The organism is Proteiniclasticum sp. C24MP, from assembly GCF_043951855.1.
In the GTDB taxonomy this organism is placed as follows: domain Bacteria; phylum Bacillota; class Clostridia; order Clostridiales; family Clostridiaceae; genus Proteiniclasticum.
Window position 1 is genome coordinate 1 of sequence record NZ_JBINJW010000020.1, and the last position, 21575, is coordinate 21575.

At 42.4% G+C, this 21575-nt stretch carries 26 protein-coding genes; 24 read left to right on the forward strand and 2 right to left on the reverse strand.

Annotated elements, in window-relative coordinates:
* Positions 1 to 29 precede the first annotated feature (29 nt).
* The 22 genes from ACHAL6_RS11815 to ACHAL6_RS11920 all read left to right on the forward strand — a co-directional run bounded on the left by ACHAL6_RS11815 (position 30) and on the right by ACHAL6_RS11920 (position 18355).
* Complete coding sequence (locus ACHAL6_RS11815; protein ID WP_395270926.1) at positions 30 to 302, forward strand: type II toxin-antitoxin system prevent-host-death family antitoxin; 273 nt, start codon at positions 30 to 32, stop codon at positions 300 to 302.
* Positions 295 to 459, forward strand: coding sequence for a type II toxin-antitoxin system RelE/ParE family toxin (locus tag ACHAL6_RS11820; RefSeq protein ID WP_395270875.1), 165 nt, complete (start codon positions 295 to 297; stop codon positions 457 to 459). Before ACHAL6_RS11815 ends, ACHAL6_RS11820 begins: the two co-directional genes overlap by 8 nt.
* Before the next feature lie 647 nt (positions 460 to 1106).
* On the forward strand, positions 1107 to 2771 hold the full coding sequence (locus ACHAL6_RS11825) for a glycoside hydrolase family 5 protein (RefSeq protein WP_395270876.1): 1665 nt from the start codon (positions 1107 to 1109) through the stop codon (positions 2769 to 2771).
* A 124-nt stretch (positions 2772 to 2895) separates the two neighbouring features.
* Positions 2896 to 3624 carry an SDR family NAD(P)-dependent oxidoreductase gene (locus tag ACHAL6_RS11830; RefSeq protein ID WP_395270877.1) on the forward strand — a complete coding sequence of 243 codons (729 nt, stop codon included), beginning with the start codon at positions 2896 to 2898 and terminating at the stop codon, positions 3622 to 3624.
* A 294-nt stretch (positions 3625 to 3918) separates the two neighbouring features.
* Entirely contained in the window at positions 3919 to 4539 is a 621-nt protein-coding gene (locus tag ACHAL6_RS11835; RefSeq protein ID WP_395270878.1) for a TetR/AcrR family transcriptional regulator, read from the forward strand.
* 34 nt (positions 4540 to 4573) lie between these two features.
* Positions 4574 to 5455 carry an ATP-binding cassette domain-containing protein gene (locus ACHAL6_RS11840; RefSeq protein WP_395270879.1) on the forward strand — a complete coding sequence of 294 codons (882 nt, stop codon included), beginning with the start codon at positions 4574 to 4576 and terminating at the stop codon, positions 5453 to 5455.
* Positions 5456 to 5476: 21 nt separating this feature from the next.
* On the forward strand, positions 5477 to 7090 hold the full coding sequence (locus tag ACHAL6_RS11845; protein ID WP_395270880.1) for an ABC transporter permease: 1614 nt from the start codon (positions 5477 to 5479) through the stop codon (positions 7088 to 7090).
* Between the two features lie 441 nt (positions 7091 to 7531).
* Positions 7532 to 7912, forward strand: coding sequence for a hypothetical protein (locus ACHAL6_RS11850; protein WP_395270881.1), 381 nt, complete (start codon positions 7532 to 7534; stop codon positions 7910 to 7912).
* Between the two features lie 91 nt (positions 7913 to 8003).
* The gene (locus ACHAL6_RS11855) at positions 8004 to 8801 is read left to right on the forward strand and encodes a TspO/MBR family protein (protein WP_395270882.1); all 798 of its coding nucleotides are present in this window, start codon (positions 8004 to 8006) and stop codon (positions 8799 to 8801) included.
* 259 nt (positions 8802 to 9060) lie between these two features.
* Complete coding sequence (locus ACHAL6_RS11860; protein WP_395270883.1) at positions 9061 to 9465, forward strand: GFA family protein; 405 nt, start codon at positions 9061 to 9063, stop codon at positions 9463 to 9465.
* 415 nt (positions 9466 to 9880) lie between these two features.
* Positions 9881 to 10447 carry a hypothetical protein gene (locus tag ACHAL6_RS11865; RefSeq protein ID WP_395270884.1) on the forward strand — a complete coding sequence of 189 codons (567 nt, stop codon included), beginning with the start codon at positions 9881 to 9883 and terminating at the stop codon, positions 10445 to 10447.
* Entirely contained in the window at positions 10440 to 10637 is a 198-nt protein-coding gene (locus ACHAL6_RS11870) for a hypothetical protein (RefSeq protein WP_395270885.1), read from the forward strand. The genes ACHAL6_RS11865 and ACHAL6_RS11870 overlap by 8 nt, the downstream gene beginning before the upstream one ends.
* Positions 10638 to 11175: 538 nt before the next feature.
* On the forward strand, positions 11176 to 12129 hold the full coding sequence (locus tag ACHAL6_RS11875) for a hypothetical protein (protein ID WP_395270886.1): 954 nt from the start codon (positions 11176 to 11178) through the stop codon (positions 12127 to 12129).
* Positions 12130 to 12544: 415 nt separating this feature from the next.
* Positions 12545 to 12745 carry a helix-turn-helix transcriptional regulator gene (locus tag ACHAL6_RS11880; protein WP_395270927.1) on the forward strand — a complete coding sequence of 67 codons (201 nt, stop codon included), beginning with the start codon at positions 12545 to 12547 and terminating at the stop codon, positions 12743 to 12745.
* A 17-nt stretch (positions 12746 to 12762) separates the two neighbouring features.
* A complete protein-coding gene (locus ACHAL6_RS11885; RefSeq protein ID WP_395270887.1) occupies positions 12763 to 13209 on the forward strand; it encodes a hypothetical protein in 447 nt (148 codons plus the stop codon).
* Positions 13210 to 13222: 13 nt separating this feature from the next.
* Positions 13223 to 13411, forward strand: a complete 189-nt coding sequence (locus tag ACHAL6_RS11890; protein WP_395270888.1) for a hypothetical protein — start codon at positions 13223 to 13225, stop codon at positions 13409 to 13411.
* 28 nt (positions 13412 to 13439) lie between these two features.
* Entirely contained in the window at positions 13440 to 13682 is a 243-nt protein-coding gene (locus ACHAL6_RS11895) for a hypothetical protein (protein WP_395270889.1), read from the forward strand.
* A gap of 98 nt (positions 13683 to 13780) precedes the next feature.
* Complete coding sequence (locus ACHAL6_RS11900; RefSeq protein ID WP_395270890.1) at positions 13781 to 14200, forward strand: YidH family protein; 420 nt, start codon at positions 13781 to 13783, stop codon at positions 14198 to 14200.
* An 80-nt stretch (positions 14201 to 14280) separates the two neighbouring features.
* Positions 14281 to 14646: a DUF2188 domain-containing protein gene (locus tag ACHAL6_RS11905; protein WP_395270891.1), complete on the forward strand. Its 366-nt coding sequence runs from the start codon at positions 14281 to 14283 to the stop codon at positions 14644 to 14646.
* Positions 14647 to 14855: 209 nt separating this feature from the next.
* Complete coding sequence (locus tag ACHAL6_RS11910) at positions 14856 to 16253, forward strand: MATE family efflux transporter (RefSeq protein ID WP_395270892.1); 1398 nt, start codon at positions 14856 to 14858, stop codon at positions 16251 to 16253.
* Positions 16254 to 16468: 215 nt separating this feature from the next.
* On the forward strand, positions 16469 to 17344 hold the full coding sequence (locus ACHAL6_RS11915) for a GyrI-like domain-containing protein (protein WP_395270893.1): 876 nt from the start codon (positions 16469 to 16471) through the stop codon (positions 17342 to 17344).
* Positions 17345 to 17563: 219 nt separating this feature from the next.
* Positions 17564 to 18355: a formate/nitrite transporter family protein gene (locus ACHAL6_RS11920; RefSeq protein WP_395270894.1), complete on the forward strand. Its 792-nt coding sequence runs from the start codon at positions 17564 to 17566 to the stop codon at positions 18353 to 18355.
* A 40-nt stretch (positions 18356 to 18395) separates the two neighbouring features.
* Here ACHAL6_RS11920 and ACHAL6_RS11925 read toward each other — a convergent pair whose 3' ends face one another.
* On the reverse strand, positions 18396 to 19259 hold the full coding sequence (locus tag ACHAL6_RS11925) for a deoxyribonuclease IV (RefSeq protein WP_395270895.1): 864 nt from the start codon (positions 19257 to 19259) through the stop codon (positions 18396 to 18398).
* A 229-nt stretch (positions 19260 to 19488) separates the two neighbouring features.
* Here ACHAL6_RS11925 and ACHAL6_RS11930 point away from each other — a divergent pair, with 229 nt between their 5' ends.
* Complete coding sequence (locus ACHAL6_RS11930) at positions 19489 to 19887, forward strand: hypothetical protein (RefSeq protein ID WP_395270896.1); 399 nt, start codon at positions 19489 to 19491, stop codon at positions 19885 to 19887.
* A gap of 145 nt (positions 19888 to 20032) precedes the next feature.
* Here ACHAL6_RS11930 and ACHAL6_RS11935 read toward each other — a convergent pair whose 3' ends face one another.
* Positions 20033 to 20701 carry an aspartate/glutamate racemase family protein gene (locus tag ACHAL6_RS11935; RefSeq protein WP_395270897.1) on the reverse strand — a complete coding sequence of 223 codons (669 nt, stop codon included), beginning with the start codon at positions 20699 to 20701 and terminating at the stop codon, positions 20033 to 20035.
* Between the two features lie 259 nt (positions 20702 to 20960).
* Here ACHAL6_RS11935 and ACHAL6_RS11940 point away from each other — a divergent pair, with 259 nt between their 5' ends.
* Entirely contained in the window at positions 20961 to 21575 is a 615-nt protein-coding gene (locus ACHAL6_RS11940; RefSeq protein ID WP_395270898.1) for a TetR/AcrR family transcriptional regulator, read from the forward strand.

Consider the following 21575-nt stretch of genomic DNA (forward strand, 5'->3'; position numbering starts at 1 on the left):
TTCTTTAGATAAATGAGGAGGGATTGATGATGCCTAATATCAAGTCCAGTACAGACTTACGTAACAATTACAATGAAATCTCAAGTTTTTGTCATGAAACTCAAGAGCCTGTATTTATTACGAAGAATGGTCGAGGTGACTTAGCGGTAATGAGTATCGAAACCTTTGAGCTGCTTAGTGGTAAAGTTGAACTATACCAACTGCTTGATGAGGGTAGAACTGCTGTGAAAGAAGGAAAGAAACGCTGGATGCATGAGGTGATGAAGGATATTAAAGCGAGTATAACTGACGATCATGTATAGATTGGATGTTTCAGAACCTGCTGAAAAAGATCTTCTGGACATCGTCAAATATATCGCATTCCGGCTTTCATTGCTCATGTCTGCGGCGCAGATGATGGAGATATTCGAAGAGGCCATTCTTAGTCTGGCTGAATCAACTGAGAGATATCCTCTATAGCAGATGTTCCATTGACACATTTGAAATATAAAAAACTGATCGTAAAGAACTATATCATTTTCTTTTCAACTAATGAAAAGAGAGAGTAGTGGATATTGAAAGAATTCTATATGCAAGACGTAGCTGGAAAAGATTCATCTAAGTCTTCTAAAGCTAAGATTGAGAAAGGATAAGCTGGAGAGATTGAACACATCATTATAAGGTTGGTTTCAGGATCTATACATATTACCGTCACCGTTCTAGAAGTTGGTAGAGAACTTAAGGAACAGGGTGTCGGTATTTTTTCGTAGAACAAAATATCAACATGTTATAAGGGGCGGTGAGAGGATGCTTACTGTCTTCACTTCTTTTGTCTGCGTGATACTGTCTTACGCTGGAAAAAATCAGATTGATATAACCCTGGAAATGAGCTGCAGAAGCTCTTTCCTGAGTTTATTAAACGTTTTCTCAAGATTTACACGTATTACTATCACCGTTTCAAAAGATTCGAGAGAGTTTTAGAAAGTATTATTGATAGCTTATTTTGGAAAACGGTCCAGAGCCGTGGAATCAAAATGATAAAGAAACCGGTTTCGTGAATGTGTGAATTGTGATATCATTGTAAATGAGAAGCTCTGAATAGTATGCCAGAAAGCGAGTGATACGTAATGAAACCTATAGCAGTAAAAATTAAATCCCAGTTGGAAATAAATGAGAAAACGAGTAAAAGTCAGGTCTGTGGGTATCTCAAGGCAAATGGTACATCCATTGTGAATGGAAATGGCGATGAGATTTTGCTGACCGGCTGGGGACTAGGAAACTGGTTTCTCAATGAAGGCTATATGTGGAAGTCCTTTCATAACAGCCGTTTTGATCGACCAAGACGAATTGAACGGGTTATAGAAGAATTGACCGGTAAGGCTTACACGCAGCATTTTTTTGAAGTGTTCAGAAGTACTTACATTACAGAAGCGGAAATAAGAGATCTGGCAGAATTAGGGTATAATTCAGTGCGCATCCCTATTCATTGGCGCTTGCTTATGGAAGAGGATGAGGAAATCACATTTATTGAATCGGGTTTCAAGCTCATTGATCAATGCCTGGATTGGTGTGAAAAATATTCGCTCTATGCTTTTATTGATATGCATGGAGCACCAGGCGGGCAGACTGGTGCGAATATTGATGACAGTATAGATGATGCCCCCAGACTGTTTATCGATGAACATAGCTATCGGCAGTGTATAGAACTCTGGAAGGAAATAGCCAGAAGGTACAAAGACCGAACCATCGTTGGTGGGTATGATCTTCTGAACGAGCCCATCCGACCAGAAAGCTCAGGAATAAAGAATTACGATCATCTGCTGCCTCAACTGATTGCATTCTATGAGGACGTTATTCATGAAATAAGAAAAATTGATGATAAACATATGTTTTCCATTGAAGGCCACCATTGGTCGACCAGCACTAAAGTGTTTGATCGGGTGTATGATCCAAACATGGTCATTCATTTCCACCGCTATGGCTGTAATCCTGATTATCAGGCATTTGAAGAGTTTGTGGATTTGTCCTTGAAAATGAATTTACCATTATGGCTTGGTGAAACCGGAGAGAACATACTGGAGTGGTTTTCTGCCATGTATCCTCTGGCCCTTGAACTGAACATCGGTTACAACTTATGGCCAGCAAAGAAAATGGAAGCAATAAATTCACCGTATTCGATCAAAGAGCCAGAAGGTTGGCATGAGATCTTATCCTATCTGGAAGGTGGTAAGCATCCAGGTTACCAGAAGGCCAGAACAATCTTTGAGGAGCTGCTTCATAACATCAGATTTGAGAACTGTGTAAAGAATACACATGTTACTGATGCAGTGTTCAGACAGTCAGGCACTAGAGTCATGGGAATTGATTTCGACGAATTTCCAGGAAGTGGAGATTCCTACTTGAGTAATTGCTATCATGAAAATGAACATTCGCATAGATGCAATACTGGCATGAAACTTATACCGCATACAAGGCCCGTCCAGTCCAAAATCGGTTTTTATAATCAGTGGGATTTCAATGCGCTCGCCTTGGAAAAAGGAGAGTTTGCCTGCTACACTTTCGCCGGAAATAAAAGTGATTGTGAATGGAAAGTAAGTATACGAGGTTTGGAAAATGGTGAACTGATTGTATATGAGAACGATGAAGTGATCGAAAAAATCCAGTTTGTGAAAGAACCTGATTATAGGACCATTTCCATTTCTGGTGTAAAACAGGATCGACGAGGTGTCCGGAGACTGAAAATAGAAGTAATGCGTGGTGAAGCTGCAGTAGATTGGGTTCAACTTACTTAAGGAATTGATGAATTCAACACATGGTTGGTCATGCGAGAATGATTATGTCTTATAGATTCTTGAATATAATAATAACGACACGATCATCTACTGATAGGAATTTTGTTAAGAAAGGTGAGGGAATATGAATAACTTGAAAGATAAATGGGTATTGGTCACGGGTGCCAGCAGGGGATTGGGACAACTGATATCTGCTTTTATGGCTGAGCAGGGATGCAACATGATACTTCATGGGAGAAACCTGAAGAACCTGGAGCAGACCGCGGAAATGGTCAAAAAACAAAACGTGAAAGTCCACATGGTTACGTGCGAACTATCAGACCTACACGCTATCGATGGTATGCTTCAAGCAATCGACATACTAGGGGTTGATGTGGATCTGGTATTCAACAATGCAGGCTTTCAGATAGGCTATCATGAAGACTACTATAAAACGCCAGATGATGATTTTTTGATCAGTTACAAGGTTAATACAGTGGCTCCGATAAAAATATGCTATCATTTTCTGCCCAAAATGATTGAAAAGGGGTTTGGGAGAATCATCAATACAACAAGCGACATTGCCAATGAACCTCAGCAGGCAGGATACTCTGCAAGTAAAGCCGCTTTAGACAAACTAACGGTTGACCTTGCGGGAAAACTTACAGGAACAGGAGTAACATTAAACCTGGTCAATCCAAGCTGGTGCCAGACTGATCTGGGCGGTCCTCATGCACCCAACACACCTGAAAGTGCCTTGCCAGGATTGGTTCTTCCTGCATTTTCCAGTGATGAGATAAATGGACAACTGATCAACGCTCAGGACTTTAGAAATAGGAGTCTTTCTGATGCTTTGCTGAAGCTAGAAAATTAGCATTGATTAGAATGACGAATAGGACATCATATTCATAAACATTATTTATCTGCGGTTTAGACACAGGTGGAGATAGGATGTCTGCTGACAATAGAATAGTTGTAGAAACCCTTGAGAATGACGTATGTACGTTATTCTCAAGGGTTTCTATTTTGTGATGGAGATTAAAAGCATAGATATTCCGTATGATGACTTGAGCGGAATTTTCTGACATTTATATCTTGACCAGAATGGTCAAAAGAGGTATTCTTTAATTGACCAAGTTGGTCATCATCGAGTAAAGAAGGTGAAATCATGTATACAAACTTTCATAAACTGGCAGATGAGAAGCAAAGGCAGATCATCAACGTCGCTATGCAGGAGTTCATTCAATACGGGTTCGAGAAAGCATCCACCAATGCCATTACCAGCAATGCGAAAATTTCAAAGGGTGCACTATTTCATTATTTCAACACCAAGAAAGAGCTCTATCTGTATTTACTGGAGTATAGTACAGAAGTGATTGAAAAGCTTTATGCGCAAATAGATCTGAGTGAAACAGACCTGTTTGCAAGACTGGAAAATATCGGGTTACAGAAGATGAAAATTCAGCAGAAATATCCTCGTGTATTTGATTTTCTCACCTCCACAAAAGACGAGAAATCGGCCGAAGTGAAGGAAGTCATCATGGAGAAGAAGGACCGTGTCTTTCAGAAAGGGATCGCGAAAATATACGATAAGATAGATTATTCTCCATTCAGAGAGGATCTTGATATCGAAAAAGCAGTTGAAATATTAAATTGGACCATGTTCGGTTTCAGCGAGAAAGCCGTTCGACAGATTGACAGCTTTGAGAACAGTGAACAGATGGGCGAGGAGTTTTTCAGACAATGGAAGAGTTACTCTGAAATCCTGAAAAAAAGTTTTTACAAGTAATCCAATAAAGAAAGAAAGGAAGAGGTGTTCAGTCATGACAAAAATTCTAGAAGTGGAAGGTCTGAAAAAAGCGTTTGGTAAAGTTCAGGCACTAAAAGGTGTGAAATTTACGGTTGATGCAGGAGAAGTGGTTGGGTTTATCGGCCCCAATGGGGCTGGGAAATCTACAACAGTCCGTACTTTACTTGGCATCATAAAAGGTGACGAAGGTCATGCCAGGATCTTCGGAAAGGACGTCTGGAAAGACAGTTTCGAGATCCATAAACGAATTTCCTATGTTCCTGGAGAAGTGGCTCTGTGGGGCGGGCTGACTGGAGGAGAAATCATAGATCTGTTCATGAAACTGCATGGAGGAGGCAATCAGAAGAAAAGAGAGGAGCTCATCAAGCGCTTTGAATTGGACCCCAAGAAAAAAGCCAAGAGCTATTCTAAGGGAAACCGTCAGAAGGTGGGACTGATTTCTGCCCTGTCGGTGGATTCAGATCTATATATTTTCGATGAACCCACTTCCGGTCTGGACCCTCTGATGGAAGCGATTTTTCAGGATGAGATCAGCAAGATCAAAGAAGAAGGAAAATCGATTCTTCTCTCCTCTCATATTTTAAGCGAAGTGGAACGACTGGCCGACAAGGTTGTCATCATCCGACAGGGAGAAATTGTAGAATCCGGCACGTTGGATGAATTACGACACTTGACCCGTTCTACAGTGACCATGGCTGCAGAAGGGAATCTGCTTGAAATGGCTGATGTGAACGGTGTGCATGATTTTAAGCTGAAGGACAATCAGGCCGTCTTCTTTGCGGACAACCAGCATCTTGGTGATATCCTGGCAAAAGCAAGTACCCTTGGCGTTTTGAAGTTCGAAGCGGTTCCACCAACACTGGAAGATCTGTTCATGCGACACTATGAAGGCTAAAGCGAGAGGAGGGGAAACGTCATGAAGGAAAAGATTGCGCGCTGGGGTCTGCTTTTTGCAGAGTATCTGAAACGAGACTGGAAAAAAACGATTCTTTGGATTTTGGGTGTGGGCTTGTTTTCAGCCGCTTATGTACCAGCCTTTGTAGAAATATCAAAAGGGGAAGGACTCCTTGGCATGTATGAGGTCATGCAGAATCCCGCCATGATTTCCATGGTCGGACCCACTCCAGTGGAAGTGGGCAGTGCATATACCATCGGTGCAATGTATGCCCATACCATGACACTGTTCTGCGGGTTGTTCGCCATGACAGTCTCCATCCTGCATGTGGTTGGTCATACGAGAGAAGAAGAAGAGGCAGGCCTTACAGAACTTGTCCGTTCTTTTCAGATCGGTCGTCAGGCCAATTCGCTTGCAGTGACTGTGCAGACTGCACTCATCAATATTCTGCTGGCTGTTTTCATTGGTGTAGTCATGATCAGTTTCAGGGTGGAAGCCATTCCTGCTGAAGGTTCATTTCTGTTTGGTGCATCCATTAGCTTGGCTGGAATGATCGGTGCAGCCATTGCGCTTTTCATGGCTCAAATCATGCCGACTTCATCAGGTGCGAAAGGTGCATCTTTAGGAATAATGGGACTTTTGTACATCATCAGAGGAGTAACGGATGTTTCGAACGTGAAATTATCCATGCTCAATCCTATGGGATGGACTTACTTGACCAATCCTTTTACGGAAAACTACTGGCTGCCCCTGGTTTTCGGACTGGTTTTCTGCTTCGCACTGGTAATGACTGCCTTCACTCTGGAAGGTGCTCGTGACATGGGCGCAGGCTATCTGCCGGAGAGAGAAGGACGCTCCAATGCAAAGAAATCTTTACTGTCGGTTTCTGGACTGTTCATGAAGATCAACAAAGGAATCATCCTAGGCTGGCTGCTCGCTTTTGTTCTGATGGGCATCGCTTATGGATCGATCTATGGAGATATGCATACCTTTATTGAAAGCAATGAACTGGTTTCCCAGATGTTTACCCATGCAGGTGTGACTTTGGAGGAATCTTTCACTGGAACGATCATGATGGTGATGATCGCCCTGGTAGCCATCCTGCCGATTGCAGTTGTAAACAGACTTTATGCCGCGGAAAGCCGCATGTTCTTAAGTCAGCTTTATGCCACGAAGGTCACGCGGAGCAAGTTTTATTGGACAAGCGTCGGATTGGCGATTCTTGCAGGAATAGTCGGCATCTTTGCGGCAGCAGGTGGTCTTGGTGCTACAGCAATTGCTGTGACCGATGGCAGCGGACCCATGCAGCTTCTGGACTTTTTTGCTGCTGGATTTAATTTTCTGCCGGCGGTACTGTTTTTCATAGGTTTGTCTGCACTGGTCTTGGGATGGTTTCCGAAATTGGGAAAAGCAGTCTATCTCTACCTGGGATATTCATTTCTATTAAATTACATCAAAGGTATTGTAGAGCTGCCGGAGTGGATTCTAAAAACTGCCGTACAAAGCTGGATTCCACGGATGCCTATGGAAGCGTTTGATGTCGTCGCTTTCACAGTGATCACGATTATTAGCATCGTACTGATCATCGCGGGGCATATTGGGTATACGAGACGAGATATGGATGAGAAGGCATAAACAAGGGCAATCTTCTGAGATATTTGCTCATCTGGCTCCTTACTTGGACCTCTGATAAGAATCAGCGATACCTATACGATAAGCCCTCTGAACCATAAAACCGTTCAGAGGGCTTGATTTTGTGTCATGTTTTCATGAATTGCAGATGGTGTATTTCAAACATTAAATGAGTGGATACTTCAAAATAAAAACTACTCTGTTTAAATTTCTGATGTATACCATGCTGAATAAAATACCACAGATAAACATTCCATTGCACAGAGGTTGAAACTGAAAATATCCTATCGTATGGACACGCAAATACACTTATGATAATCTCAGTCTCATTGCCATCTAATCCCATATCCATATGGTAAAATAAATATATAAGTTTAAAGTGCATTGAAGATGAATCATGTTGTGCTCGTCAAATTTAGTGTCATATTGCAAGGAGGAATTGTTATGGATCGTAGAAGGAAATCATTGTTCTATATTATTCTTCTGATAATCACTCTATCTGCAGTCGTTGCAGGATGCACCAGTCATTCAGAGGATAAAGACGATACGGATCAGAAATGGGATTACAGGCCTATGATTTCAAAGGAAAACTTTGTCTACGGCGATACAGGCAAAACAGAACAAGCGTTACCTGAAGGGTGTATACTTTTGGGGAAAACAGAAGTTAGAGTTTCTCAGACAGCACCTATGGTAAAAGGAAGAACCTATTTTGTTTCGAATTCACTGCCCGTGGAGACCGATCTATATGGAGATGAACAGTCAGGAGAAATCATCTATGCGGATATCAATGGTTCTTTCATGCTGTATGAACTGATTGAGAAATAGAACCTGAAGAGCAATCACAAATCTTATTACGGATATATTCAGACCACTGTCACTGCCAAGAAGTAAATAAAAGTGAAATGGAGGAATATCAATGGATCGAAAAACAAAATCCTGGATCAATGCAGCGCTGCTGGTGGCAACCCTCATCGTCAATGCTCTGGGTGCAACAGGCATCATCAATGGTCTTTCTCAAAAGGAGATTTCGGACAGGTATCAGACCCTGATCACACCAGCTCCTTCGACTTTCAGCATCTGGAGCGTCATCTACACCTTCCTGATCATTTCCATTGTGGTCCTGGTCATCAAGGCCAAAGACAACTACTATGGGAAAGTCCTGGACGAGATCAGCCCTCTCTTCTGGGCATCCTGTGCCTTGAACATCGTATGGATCATCACATTCTCCTATGAACTCATCGGGCTGTCGACCATCTTCATCTTCGCGTTTCTGATTGTCATGGTTCTTATTGTCAAGCGATTAGGCGGAATTCAGGAGAAAAACCGTTTCTTATTGCCAGTTGCCTTCGGACTTTACGCAGGATGGCTTTTCATCGCCACTGTGGTGAATATTGCTGCCTGGCTTGTGAAGATCCAGTGGGGAAGGTTCGGGATTTCGGAAGAGATCTGGAGCATTGTGATTCTTCTGGTTGCAGTAGGCTTGACACTTCTGGTGCTTCTGGATACGAAAAATGCGATCTTACCGCTTCCCATTGCCTGGGCTTATTTCGGAATCTATAATTTCCTGGGTTCACCGGAAGGCTTTGACGGAGCGTATACCATGCTCCAGAATGTAGCCCTCCTAGGTATGGCGCTTCTGATCGGACTGGCAGCGATTCAGTTCTACAAGAACAAATACAGGATCATGCCGAAGAGTTCTGAAAGTATAATCTGAGGCAGCAAGGATACAATAGTGTGAGTAGTCATGTAGAGTGCTCCTTGATGAAAGCTCTACAGCAGAACAACCGCAGCGTTTCCGGACTTCTGAGTGCCAGCTTGGCACAAGGAAGGAACAGAAGACGTAATGCGGTTGTTTTTCATGGTAATAAAAGATATACTTTTTTCAAGAATGAGTAGTCAAAACAGGGGAGCAGGCGCAGTGAAAGCATTGCTGGCCTGGGTCCTTTGAAATAAAAAAGAGGAGGAGAATGTGTATGAGACATGAGGGTTCCTGTCTGTGCGGACAGGTAAAATTTATTGTGGAAGGAGACTTTGAGCAGTTTTACCTGTGTCATTGTGAGCGTTGCCGTAAGGATACAGGGTCTGCTCATGCAGCCAATCTCTTTTCCTCCACAGCCAGACTGGTCTGGCTCTCCGGAGAAGACTTGCTGAGGACGTATAACTTCCGAGGTGAAGGCCACATTAAGAGCTTCTGCACCCATTGCGGATCCGCTCTGCCCAATCTTCAGATGGAAGGAAAGCTCTTGGTGGTTCCTGCAGGAAGCCTTGACAGTGATATTCCTATAAGACCCCAGGGCCATATCTTTACTGCTCGGAAAGCAAACTGGGATGAGCACCTTGAAGGCATAACAGCCTTTGATGAACTGCCAGTTGAATAAGAGATCGGGCCGGACACTACACGGATAAAAGTGATCGTATGAATGAATGGAGAAGCATAAAAAAGCGCCTGATCATCTGAGTGAATGAGATGCCGTAGGCATAACCTTCGTCGAGTGTCATGATCAGTAGAGCAGTTCCGGATAGTATGTTCCAGAAACGTATTGGATTCATTTTGGAATTTTCATTATCGGTGCTCCTTCATACTAGGTATACGCTTATTATGACCATATACAAAGAATCAGCATTGATTTAAGTCAATGTCTTTTATTTTCTTCTCCATTATGTTCATAATCCCGAAGAAGTTCGGGGTTTCTTGCATGAATTGCATGATATGATAGGTTCATGGATATTGAAAGAATAGAAGTTTATAATAACATAGAACAGCAAAATGAATATTCTTAGAAGGAGCAGTGCATGAAGAAGTATATTCCCGCAGCGATCTTCCTGGTTCTTTTCTTGCTCACATCATTACTCTATACACCGATGCTTTATGATAAGTATCTAGCCATGACAAAAGAACTGACCATGATTTTTGAAATCGATCAATACATGAAGGATCCTGAGGTGCTGGTTCCAACATATGACATGGCTCCACACAATCCCTATCTGCATGTGGCAGGTCAAGCCATATCTCTGGAAAGGAGCAGGCAGTTTGGAAAGTGGGATGGTTATTACATTTACATCACTCCGAACAAGTTATCTGATTCAGAATTTTTCAGTATTTCATTATCATGCAGAAGTTCAGATCAGAATGTACCTACTGAACTGACATGGGAGAAGAAAAATGTAACATCAGATTTCATTTCAGGAGAAAACTATCCGGATGGAGCTTACACGAGCTATATCGGAACATTCCTGAAGGATGGGTATGCTTATGAGATTACAGGGTTTGTTTTTGGGGCAGTTGATAATCTTAGAGACAAGATGATCCTTGAAGAGCTGGAATACATCATTGATGGAATGGAGGTGCAACGTGATTAAATTCAAATCAATATTTTATCTGGTTCTGGCTATAGGAACAGGTGCACTCATGCAGGCTTCATTTTTCCCTGAAAAACCTGCAGCAGACTTTGTTAAAGATGTCATTCTCATGATTCTGTTTTTTGTGTTTCTTCATCTAGCAACAAAGGGCAAGAGAAAGAATTCTCCTTTAAGCACATTCAAGGATTGATAAGCCGCTGCTTATTATTGGTATCCTATCAGCTTTCACTGCAGCAGGTGTATTGCTTCAGTTGATGTTGTTCTGGTAATTGAAGAAGGATGACGCTTTGGATAGAAATTCAAGGCAGGTCAGATTCTGAGACATAGCGACTCTTTCCGCATGGAAAGGTCGCTTTTAAATATGCTGAAAAAAAGAGAAGATATTATATTAATGCAAAATTTCTGGTGAGTAATCTTGAATATTGAATCGATTCATTCGTCTTAATCTGGCACAACATAATTAGATTTTAGAAATTGGACTTTTTGAATAGTACACCTTGTAAATCCCTATAATAAAGACACACACTACAAAGGAAGTAAGAAACAGGGAATTGACGCTCAAATGTTTTTGTGCTATAAATTATAAATAATATATCGAAATTATATTATTTAGCTTAAAATATCAATTAAGGTTCATTCATTATCATTTACTTGATATGCATGTCAAATAAATGCTATAATTAAATTGATTAAAAATTCAGTTAATTAATAAAGAGGGGAGAATTATTATGAAAAAAATCTCTGTGTTTGCTTTGTTGATGATGATTCTATTCGGTTTCACTGCATGTAGTAGTTCGATGGGAGATATAAATGATAAACAGATCAAGGATGAGGTAAGTCGTACTGATGAAAGCAGTACTGACGAAGTGACCGAAATCACGAATGAAACTATCGATGATGAAGCAATTGTAGATGATGAAGTAATTCTGGATGATGATATATCCATTGGTGAACAAGTGATCTATGAGGGGAATGACATCAGAGTGACTGCACTAGGTTTTGATAGTGAAGATTTCTTTGGCCCGGCTATAAAAGTACTTATTGAAAACAATTCAACTAAAGACATTACTGTTCAATCTAGAAATTCTTCAGTTAATGGATTAATGGTTGATGCAATTTTTTCATCGGACGTTGCGGCTGGCAAGAAAGCAAATGATTCAATAGTCTTTTTCTCCAGTGACTTGGATATTTCTGGAATTACAACAATTAAAGATATTGAATTTTCGCTTCATGTGATTGATGCCGATTCATGGGATAGTATTGTGGATACCGATACAATTGTTATTCGAACTTCTGCAGATGAATCATTTGTACAGGAATATGATGATTCAGGATTCATTGCTTACGATAGTGATGGTATTAAAGTTGTAACAAAAAAGTTGAATAGTTCAGATAGCTTCTGGGGATCTGACTTATATTTATATATTGAAAATAATACTGACAAACATATCACAGTGCAAACGAGAGACGTATCGATTAATGGATTTATGGTTGATCCAATATTTTCATGTGATATTATGTCAGGAAAAAAAGCATTCGATGCGATTACATTTATGGAGTCCGATTTGACGGATAATGGGATAACTGATATCACTGAACTTGAACTTAAATTCCATATTTACGATATGACTTCATGGGATACAATAAAAGACACCGATATAGTGTACATTTCATTCGAATAATTACTCAGTTGATTAATATGACTAATTCGTAAAATATGTATATGTTGTCACCTCGATGGCATCATAATATACCACTTTAAGACACTTCAAATGAGGTGTCTTTTTTGCTGAAGAAGATGCTTCAATTTTTCAAAGTAGGTGAGTCAACGTATCTTCGGTTCTTATAGACTTTAGCCGTATGAATAAAATAGAAGATTAAAAATCTCAAGAATCCTCTTGCTACGGGAATGGAAAGAGCATTCTGTAGACTGAGAGGAGTAAGTCTTTGAAATATGTATAATGATTAACCTAGCTTATATTCAGTTCACTATGAATTGATCATGTAATAATTGCAAAGCATACTTGACAATTTGCGCAAAGCTTACTATACTAAAATTGCAAAGCAAACTATGCGGATATATAGAAGGTGATTAAAATCAAAACGAGAATAAGAGAATTAAGAAAAGAAAAGAAATTGTCACAGGAAGAACTTGCCTTGGAAGTTGGTACAACAAGACAGACCATCACTTCTATTGAAGTGGAGAAGTATACAGCTTCACTTGTACTGGCATATAAAATCGCACATTATTTCAATCTGACCATTGAAGAAGTCTTTGATTTTTCGGATATTGAATAGTAAAAGGGGGAAAGGCAATGGAAACATACAAAATGATTGTGAAAAGGAAAATGGTCTTATTAGCAGTTTTCTTTATCTTCATATCAATTCTTGGGGCATACGGTTTTCTGACGGGGAATGCAGAGAAAGCAGACCTATCTAGTGGGATTGTTAAGGGATTTCAGTCAGGACTGATATTCGGGATAGGGATCCTGGTTCTGGTGGACCTGATCAAGCTCAGTTCAGTTGTGAAAGATGATAAGAAGCTGAAGATAGCATACAACAGGGAAAATGACGAAAGAATGAAATCAATACGTGAGAAAGCTGGTATGCCGATGCTTCAGATCACCTCAGTCATGATGCTGCTGGCTGCAGTGACAGCAGGATATTTCAATACAACAGTATTTTATGCATTGGCTGTCGCGGCAATAGGACAGCTTTTAGTAGGAGTCATTGTGAAGATTTATTATATGAAAACTATGTAGGAGGGGGATTTTTATGAACAATAGAGTATTATATCGGATATCCTTAGGAATAATGGTTGCTGCACTACTTATTATGGGTATGAACTGGCTACTTCTTCCTTTGCCGGATTCGGTTGTCAGAGTGATTGGGGTTGGTATGATGACTGATTTAGTGTTTTTATCCTACTTAACTGCTAAGAACAAGAAGAAGAGTATGGTGTGAGAAAATAGATATCGGGAGGTTTCAGATTATGGGAAATACGAGAAAAGAACTAAAAAATGCGGTGATGTTTTTCGCGCTTTTTCAGGTTGTGAATTTCATTTCCATACAAACGGGTAGAGAGATACGGGCATTACATTTCTTGCTGGGCATAATTGCAGGATTGGCATTTTCTGAGTTGATGATAGGACTTCTTTCTGATTCTGTGTATCACAGAATCAGGAGTTTCAAGAAGAACATCAAGCTATGGATTTCTTTGAAACAGAACGTCTGAAGAGTTATTCACTGAATAGAAGAAGACAATTCATAGTGTTGTTAAAAAGTACTGCTAAAATGAAAGGTGTACAAAAAGAACACCACAAGGAGATTGCTATGGAAGAAGATGCGGGAAAGAAAGGCAGAAGATTTACAGTAGATACGAATCATATGGCGGAAGTGCGGACCTCCCTGGCGAGCAGCCGAACGTATCTGGCGGCGGAAAGAACGTTCGCTGCCTGGATTCGGACAGGATTCAATATTTCAGGCGTTGGCGTGACCGTGGGGACTGCACTGAAAGATACCCAGTCCAGGTGGATCTCCTGGACCATTGCTGTTGCTCTGATCTCTGTTGGCATCTTTTCATTCATCTATGGATGGTATCAGTATAAAAGCGTCTATACCTATATCATGACCCACTACACAGGGAAAAATCTTTCCGCACAGTCCTTTTCATTCAATTATCATGCTATGACAATTATTACAGTGATTCTTGTACTGGCATCCTTGATGGGCTTTTTCCTGATGTTCTACTAAGTAAAAGTCAGACATAATAGAGAAAAGTGATCTGAATTATAAGTTGTGATGCACACCGCACGAAGAAAGCAGCAGGATGTATGGCCTGGAATAAAAATGATTATCCGGAATCCATGAAGAATCTGGATGAATCTGTTAGAAACAAAGCGATCGAGATTGCAAACAGTCTCATGGAAGAAGACTATGAGGAAGGTCGGGCTCTATCCATTGCAATCGCTCAGGCGAAAGAGTGGTATGAAAACAGGGGAGAAGAAACCGCGTCCGATATCACACACCATCTTGTATCGGAAGGTGACAAATGGATTCTGAAGTCTGCTGACAGCGAGGAGCAGAAAAAATTCAGCACCAAAGAGGAAGCCATGAAGGAAATCGAGAAGCTGAAGAAAGAAAAAACTATGAAAGTCATGGTGCATGATGCAGATGGAAAATTTCAGAAAGTAATCTGAATGGTTTCCAGAAAGAAGCAGAAAGGGTAAGAAAATCCTATAGACAAGACCGTTCATCAGCGGATAGGGGTGAAGGGTCTTGTCTTTCTGTTTTCGGGGAATGAAGTGGATTCTAAAAACAGTACAGAATCAGTACACCGAATTTCTGTATCTCTTGAAGGCAAAATCAATCGATACAGATGGTATACTAAATAGGTGGGAGGAATTTTATGGCAAGTGAGAATTATGAAAAGCGAAGAAAATACTTATTAAACAACAAAAATCTATATAAAACCGCACTTTACTTAGCCTGGCCGGTGATCATACAGTCCCTGCTTCAGGTGTCTGTCGGGACCATCGACATGAAGATGGTAGGCACCCTCGGGGTGGATGCCATTTCTGCAGTAGGCACCAGTCGAAACATCATCATGGTGTTCATGGTGCTGGTCATAGCGATTTCAACAGGGACTACTGCCATGGTGGCAAGATTTGTGGGTAGAGGGGACCGGGAAGGTGCCAGCATTGCCGCAGGACAGGCCTTCATGCTGTCACTGCTGCTTTCGGCGTTTATTGTTCCGCTTGGCCTTCTGACCAACGAGTTCAGTCTGAAGATCCTGGGTGTGCATGATGGCGTGCTCAGCTATGCCATGGAGTATATGGAGGTCTTCTTTCTGGCGGTACCTTTCTTTCTTCTGCACTTCATGGCCAGGTCCATCTTCCAGGGGGCAGGGGATACCAAGACGCCTCTCTTCATCGACATCATGATGAACATCATCAATGTCATCGGAAATTATATATTCATATTCGGCATGTTCGGCGTTCCCGCCTATGGGGTAGCGGGAGCTGCCATGGGAACAGCCCTTTCCCGGTTCATCAGCGTACTGGTGTCCTGGGGACTGCTCCTAAGTGGAAAGTTTGATGTGAAAGTGAGACTCACTCATATGTTCAAGCCCGTCTGGGAGGCATCCAGACAGATCATGGACATCGGGATCCCTTCAGGGCTTCAGGGACTGTCCAGAAATGCCACGACCTTTGTGATGTTCGCCATTCTGGCAAGAACGCTGGATGCGGAATTTGCCGTGCCTGCATTTGTCATAGGGACCAATCTCAATCAGTACGCACTGATGCCGGGGCTCGCCATCGGAACAGCTGCAGCCACGCTTTCAGGCATGAACCTTGGCGCAAAGCAGTATGACAGAGCGGAAGCCAGCGGAAAGGCCACAGCGATTCTTGGCGCTCTGTTGATGTTCGCCATATCGCTGGTGTTTATACTGTTCTCAAGGTCTTTCATCAATTTCTTCCTTGAGGATGCCAATCAGTCAGTGGTAAGGATCGGGACGATGTTTCTCATCATCATCGGCATCTCGGAACCGCTTCATGCAGCATCCATTATTCTGTCAAGAACCATGCAGGGAGCCGGATACACGAAGAAACCATTTCAGATCACTTTTGTAAGCTGGGTTATCATACGAGTCTTTCTGGCTCTTGTACTAGGACTACTATTGGGATTCGACTCCACAGGTGTCTGGATCGCCATCAGTGCCACCAATATCATTTCAGGTATATGGTCCTATGCAGTGTTTAAAAGAGGAAAATGGAAAAATGTGAGTATTTATGGTGTAAGCTAAGGGAACGGAACCTTGTGAGATCCAGCTCGTTTTTCCGACGCTGATAGAAGCATGGAAGATCGCTTGCATCATCAATCAGAAAAGAGATTGTGAGAAGGAATACTCCGGTCATGATGTTCTGATTCTTAAGGCTGAAGAACCGATGAATCTGTGCACAGATTATCGGATGCACTGAAGGCCTCTCTGGTAATATGGAGGCTGAAAGGAGGCGTTTTATGGATTCGCTACATAGTATGAATCAGGCCATGGATTACATTGAAAAAAACATCACTGAGGAAATTGACTACAGTGCGGTTTCGAAAATTGCACTCTGTTCCGAGTATCATTTCAAGCGAATGTTCTCTTACCTGGCAGGTCTGAGTCTGTCGGAATACATACGAAAAAGAAGGATGACTCTGGCAGCAGTGGATCTGAGAGAATCAGATTTAAGAATCCTGGATGTGGCAGTGAAATACGGATATCATTCAGCTGATGCTTTCTCACGTGCTTTTCAGACCATGCACGGTATCCTTCCTTCTGAAGCGAGAAGCGAACAGGCTGTGATGAAGGCTTTTCCTAAAATGACCTTTCAGTTATCAATAGGAGGAGGATATGAAATGAAGTATCGAATTGTAGAAAAAGAGACGTTTCAGATCGTGGGTTTGAAGAAGAGAGTACCTATGGTTTTTAAAGGCGTCAATCCGGAGATTGCTGAAATGACGAGGCTGCTGACACCGGATATCATCAGAGAACTGAAATCCATGTCGGATGTGGAGCCCAGAGGCGTCATCAGTGCTTCCACCAGTTTTTCAGAAGGAAGAATGGAAGAAAAAGGGGAACTGGATCATTATCTGGGTGTAGCAAGTACAAACAAGGGGAACCACAATTTTGAGGAGCTTCGGGTCAGTGCGGGCACCTGGGCTGTATTCGAAGCAGTAGGACCATTTCCGGAAACCCTTCAGAATATATGGGGAAGAATCTACGCAGAGTGGTTTCCATCATCTGGATACGAAGCAGCAGAAGGTCCGGAAATTCTCTGGAATGAAAGTCCGGATACACAGAATCCGAATTACAGAAGTGAAATCTGGATTCCGGTCAGTAAGAAGAAGTAGAGAAAGACTTAAGATGTATACATTGACAGAAAAGGCAGAAAAACAAATCAGACATACCAGACAGGAAAGAGAATCTCATGCGGATTCTCTTTCTATTTTGGGGTATTTTACGTTCTTCCTGGCAGTGAAAGAAAATCGATTCAATTCCTGATTGTACATTGCGTGAAATTATGATATCATAGCGTTTGGCAATTATAAGACATTATATTGGAGGAACAAATGAAAACGTATAACGAAATCATTGACTACATAACCGCAGCAGGAAAAAGCAAGACGGAAAGAAATGAAAGAGCTCTGATCATTCAGGGCGTACTGGCAGGCATGTTCATTGCCATGGGTGCCATAGCCTACTTCAGACTGATGGCCTATACGGCAGATCCAGGCATCGGCAAGTTTCTGGGCGCGCTGATCTTTCCAGCTGGCATCATGGCGATCCTTCTCGTTGGCGCAGAGCTTTTCACCAGTGACTGCATGGGTATCATGAGTGTGTTCAGGAACAGAGTGAAGCTGGGCAGTTTCATGAGAATGCTGACCATCGTATTATTATCCAATCTGGCAGGTGCTGTAATCATGGCCCTTTTAAGCACTGGAGCAGGCATTTTCAGTGCCGGCATGATCGAAGCCGTAACAGGCAGTGCAGTGGCTAAAACAGCCATGCCCATCAGTCAGATGCTCATCAGCGCAGTTCTTTGTAACATCATCGTATGCAGTGGGGTCATGATGGCCTATAGCGCAAAGACCGTTGCCGGAAAGCTCATAGCAGTCTGGTTCCCCATTGCGGTATTTGTATTAAGCGGTACGGAGCATATCGTGGCCAACATGTTCTATCTTGTCATGGGCTACATCAATGGAGCGGAAATCACCATCGCTGCCATTCTTGTGAGTTTTGTGGTGGTCACCATCGGTAACTTCATCGGTGGAGCACTCATTGTCACAGGAGCGCATTACTTCATAGAAAAAGATATGAACGCAGCAGAAAAGAAAATCAGTGATCAGGGAAGAGCAGCTTAGCTCAGACCCTGGTCACTGATTTTTTTCATATGAAGAAGTGTTATAGAATGCTGTCGCCTCGCAGGAAGGCGATTTCTTCTTTATAGAGATTCGTTTTCTTGTCCAGCCACGGCGTTTCCAGAATGATGGGTCTGTCTTTCACCGCCTCATGATGCACGATGTATTTCAGTGCATCGGCACCGATCTGATCCCGACCTCTGGGGTTGTCCTCTTTCGCACCGATGTTCGCGTGACGATCCTTCTTTGCGCCTCTGGGGTTTAAGGATCCATTCACATGGATGACCTTCAAACGGTCCAGACCGATGATGGTATCGAATTCCCTGATGACACCGTCAAAATCATGGATGATGTCATATCCGCTGTCATGGGTATGGCAGGTATCAAAACAGATCCCTATTTTTTCTTTGTGGTCCACCATTTCAATGATTGCCGCCAGTTCTTCAAAGCTTCTTCCGATTTCCGTTCCTTTTCCGGCCATGGTCTCCAGGCACACGAAGGGACGGGTGCTATCCTCCAGAACCATATTGAGACCTTCTGCGATACGCTTCATGCCATAATCCGCATCCTTGTCTGTAAAGGCCCCTGGATGAAGGACCAGGTACTCTGACCCCAGAGCAGTGGTGCGATCCAGTTCGACTTTCAGAAAGTCCGTTGCCAGATTGAAGATTTCAGGCTTGTAGGAAGCCAGGTTTATGATATAGGGTGCATGAACGACAAAGTCTGTTAGACCATGCTCCTCCATATACTTCTGTCCTTCCTCTATTTTCATGCTTTCTATGGGAGAGCGCCTTGTATTCTGAGGGGCTCCTGTATAAATCATAAAAGTGCTGCTGCCGTAAGTATGGGATTCTTTTGCGGCGCCGAGCAGTCCATCTTTGATGGAGACATGTGATCCGATTTTCATTGTAAATTTCCTCCTGTAAATTTTGTGCTTCTTCCATTATACACGGAAGCGCGAACTTTGTAACAGGTGAACCGTCCGGAGGAGATGTCCGTGGTAAAGCCAAGTGATGAAAAGAATGATTCTTCATCGTGATGGAAGCAGATTCAGAAATATGATTTCTCTTGGCAATCCTTTCTGAAAATGGTATGAATAGTAGAGAGAAAAAATTATGTATGAAAGAAGGGAAGAAATGGAAGGAAAATATGCTGGAATTACTGGACATATACCCAGCCTGGAAGATCATGGATATCTATATATGTATTACGGTCTTCCTCATTCTGATGATTGTTATGTCTATGGTGACGGGGAGGATAATGAATACCTGATACAGTCCTATGAAGGAGATGATTTCTGCAGAAGGGTCGCAGAAACCTTTGAATATGAGTATAAGTGGCTGGATGTCCTGGATGAACATAATATTGAACTAAGCAGAATATTTGACGTGGATGTGGAATCATTGGATCTGGATGTCACAGCCTCTCTGCTGCTTTATCTTGTGACCAGTATCACCTATGAAGATATTTTTATCGATGCCATTGAGAATGGATATCTTCTTAGACTGGTAAAAAGACTTCAGCACTGGAATTAAGTGCAGGTATAATCAGGGAAGAGGATTCTAAGAAGAAGAGAATGTGATGTCACTTTCAGATAGCGTCTTGATCAAGACGTGAAGAATATTTATCCAACATAAAACGCTGAACCTGTAATAAAGTCGGTTCAGCGTTTTAACTTCGTCAAAGAAGATTGATGGCAGGAGTCTTATACTGTTCTCCGATTTTTTTCAGCATGGCTTCAGCGGGGTCCACCAGAGGAAGGGGACTCTTCTCTGAAAGCGCTTTATGAAAATAGGAGAAGTGGGTACAGCCGAGAATCACAGCTTCACAGCCTGCATTCCTGTAGAACTCGAGAAGATCTACAAGCCTGAATTTATGGATGATCTCTTCAGGAGACAGTCCTTCCTCCACTGCATCCACCAGCTTCAGCATTCCGGTGCCGATGACATGAACATCCTCATTATGCTTCTGTATGGATCGTTCAATACCATGGGTGCTCTGGTTGTTGGCAGCCAGTACGCCAAGGCATGTTGACCTGCTGCCCATTTCCACATAGATCATGAGAGGCGTGATGATCTGCAGGGAAAGTTCACTGGCAAGGCTTTCCAGATCCACTGCAGCGGCAATGGAGTTGCAGTAGACAAATACTGTGTCCATTCCCTCTTCTCGTACTTCCATGAGAATTTCCTTCACCATCTGAACCAGTTTTTCAGGGTAGACCACCTGAAGCAGGCTCTGCTCTTTCGGTGTGTCCGATATGTTGTATCCTTTGGATGCCAGTCCGTTCTTCTCTAGATACGCTACCCCCATGGCTGTATCGATAGGGGTTCCAGCCAATACTGCAATCATACGCTGCACCTTCTTTCGTTTTAAAATAATAGTTCTATTTTACACCAGATCAGCATAAAAGCCATAGTAAAAATGAAAAGATGCAGTGGTAATGCAGTTCCATCAGGAGAAAAAAGAAATCGTATGGCGGGTGGCTGGCCTGGAAATGACGCTCCTCAGAAGTGTGCCTGGTAAACATCTGTATTATTGACCGATCGGTCAATTCATGGTAGAATCGTATTATTGACCAGGCGGTCTAAAAAATGGAGGGGGTGAGACCATGAACCGGGAAGAGAAGAACAGACTAACCAGGGAGCAGATCGTAAGTGCTGCAGTGGAGGAATTCGGCATGCACAGCTACAGTGAAGCCTCTTTAAACGAAATCTCGAAAAGAGGCGGTCTATCCAAAGGGATCATCTATCACTACTTCAAAGACAAGGATGAACTCTATCTTGTATGCGCAAGAGCATGCTTTACCAGTCTCCTGGATTTTCTTGGCGGCATGGAGTTCACTTTTTCTCGTGTGGAGGAAAGCATGGAGAAATACCTGTCATCACGGCAGGAGTTCTTCAAGGAAAATCCTTACTATAGCACGATTTTCACCAATGCTCTGCTGCAGCCCCCGAAACATCTAAGAGATGAGATCAGGGACATAACAGGGGAACTGGAGAACTTCAATATGGCATTCTATGAACGGATTCTGGATCATGTGGAACTGAAGAAAGACGTTACGCGTCAGGAGGCAGTGGAATACTTCATGCTCTTTCAGGAGTCCTTCAACCACCACTTTCGAAACAAGGAGTATGAAGACGTTGGACAGCTGTTTCAGGAGCATGAACTTAAGCTGAAGAGGCTTCTGAAACTGATGTTTTATGGAATCGTGAAGGAGGACTAG

Bases quoted from the DNA above. Each gene is read 5' to 3' on its own strand.
- ACHAL6_RS11815 (WP_395270926.1), top strand. From the start codon at position 30: ATGCCTAATATCAAGTCCAGTACAGACTTACGTAACAATTACAATGAA.
- ACHAL6_RS11820 (WP_395270875.1), top strand. From the start codon at position 295: ATGTATAGATTGGATGTTTCAGAACCTGCTGAAAAAGATCTTCTGGAC.
- ACHAL6_RS11825 (WP_395270876.1), top strand. From the start codon at position 1,107: ATGAAACCTATAGCAGTAAAAATTAAATCCCAGTTGGAAATAAATGAG.
- ACHAL6_RS11830 (WP_395270877.1), top strand. From the start codon at position 2,896: ATGAATAACTTGAAAGATAAATGGGTATTGGTCACGGGTGCCAGCAGG.
- ACHAL6_RS11835 (WP_395270878.1), top strand. From the start codon at position 3,919: ATGTATACAAACTTTCATAAACTGGCAGATGAGAAGCAAAGGCAGATC.
- ACHAL6_RS11840 (WP_395270879.1), top strand. From the start codon at position 4,574: ATGACAAAAATTCTAGAAGTGGAAGGTCTGAAAAAAGCGTTTGGTAAA.
- ACHAL6_RS11845 (WP_395270880.1), top strand. From the start codon at position 5,477: ATGAAGGAAAAGATTGCGCGCTGGGGTCTGCTTTTTGCAGAGTATCTG.
- ACHAL6_RS11850 (WP_395270881.1), top strand. From the start codon at position 7,532: ATGGATCGTAGAAGGAAATCATTGTTCTATATTATTCTTCTGATAATC.
- ACHAL6_RS11855 (WP_395270882.1), top strand. From the start codon at position 8,004: ATGGATCGAAAAACAAAATCCTGGATCAATGCAGCGCTGCTGGTGGCA.
- ACHAL6_RS11860 (WP_395270883.1), top strand. From the start codon at position 9,061: ATGAGACATGAGGGTTCCTGTCTGTGCGGACAGGTAAAATTTATTGTG.
- ACHAL6_RS11865 (WP_395270884.1), top strand. From the start codon at position 9,881: ATGAAGAAGTATATTCCCGCAGCGATCTTCCTGGTTCTTTTCTTGCTC.
- ACHAL6_RS11875 (WP_395270886.1), top strand. From the start codon at position 11,176: ATGAAAAAAATCTCTGTGTTTGCTTTGTTGATGATGATTCTATTCGGT.
- ACHAL6_RS11885 (WP_395270887.1), top strand. From the start codon at position 12,763: ATGGAAACATACAAAATGATTGTGAAAAGGAAAATGGTCTTATTAGCA.
- ACHAL6_RS11890 (WP_395270888.1), top strand. From the start codon at position 13,223: ATGAACAATAGAGTATTATATCGGATATCCTTAGGAATAATGGTTGCT.
- ACHAL6_RS11895 (WP_395270889.1), top strand. From the start codon at position 13,440: ATGGGAAATACGAGAAAAGAACTAAAAAATGCGGTGATGTTTTTCGCG.
- ACHAL6_RS11900 (WP_395270890.1), top strand. From the start codon at position 13,781: ATGGAAGAAGATGCGGGAAAGAAAGGCAGAAGATTTACAGTAGATACG.
- ACHAL6_RS11905 (WP_395270891.1), top strand. From the start codon at position 14,281: ATGGCCTGGAATAAAAATGATTATCCGGAATCCATGAAGAATCTGGAT.
- ACHAL6_RS11910 (WP_395270892.1), top strand. From the start codon at position 14,856: ATGGCAAGTGAGAATTATGAAAAGCGAAGAAAATACTTATTAAACAAC.
- ACHAL6_RS11915 (WP_395270893.1), top strand. From the start codon at position 16,469: ATGGATTCGCTACATAGTATGAATCAGGCCATGGATTACATTGAAAAA.
- ACHAL6_RS11920 (WP_395270894.1), top strand. From the start codon at position 17,564: ATGAAAACGTATAACGAAATCATTGACTACATAACCGCAGCAGGAAAA.
- ACHAL6_RS11925 (WP_395270895.1), bottom strand. From the start codon at position 19,259: ATGAAAATCGGATCACATGTCTCCATCAAAGATGGACTGCTCGGCGCC.
- ACHAL6_RS11930 (WP_395270896.1), top strand. From the start codon at position 19,489: ATGGAAGGAAAATATGCTGGAATTACTGGACATATACCCAGCCTGGAA.
- ACHAL6_RS11935 (WP_395270897.1), bottom strand. From the start codon at position 20,701: ATGATTGCAGTATTGGCTGGAACCCCTATCGATACAGCCATGGGGGTA.
- ACHAL6_RS11940 (WP_395270898.1), top strand. From the start codon at position 20,961: ATGAACCGGGAAGAGAAGAACAGACTAACCAGGGAGCAGATCGTAAGT.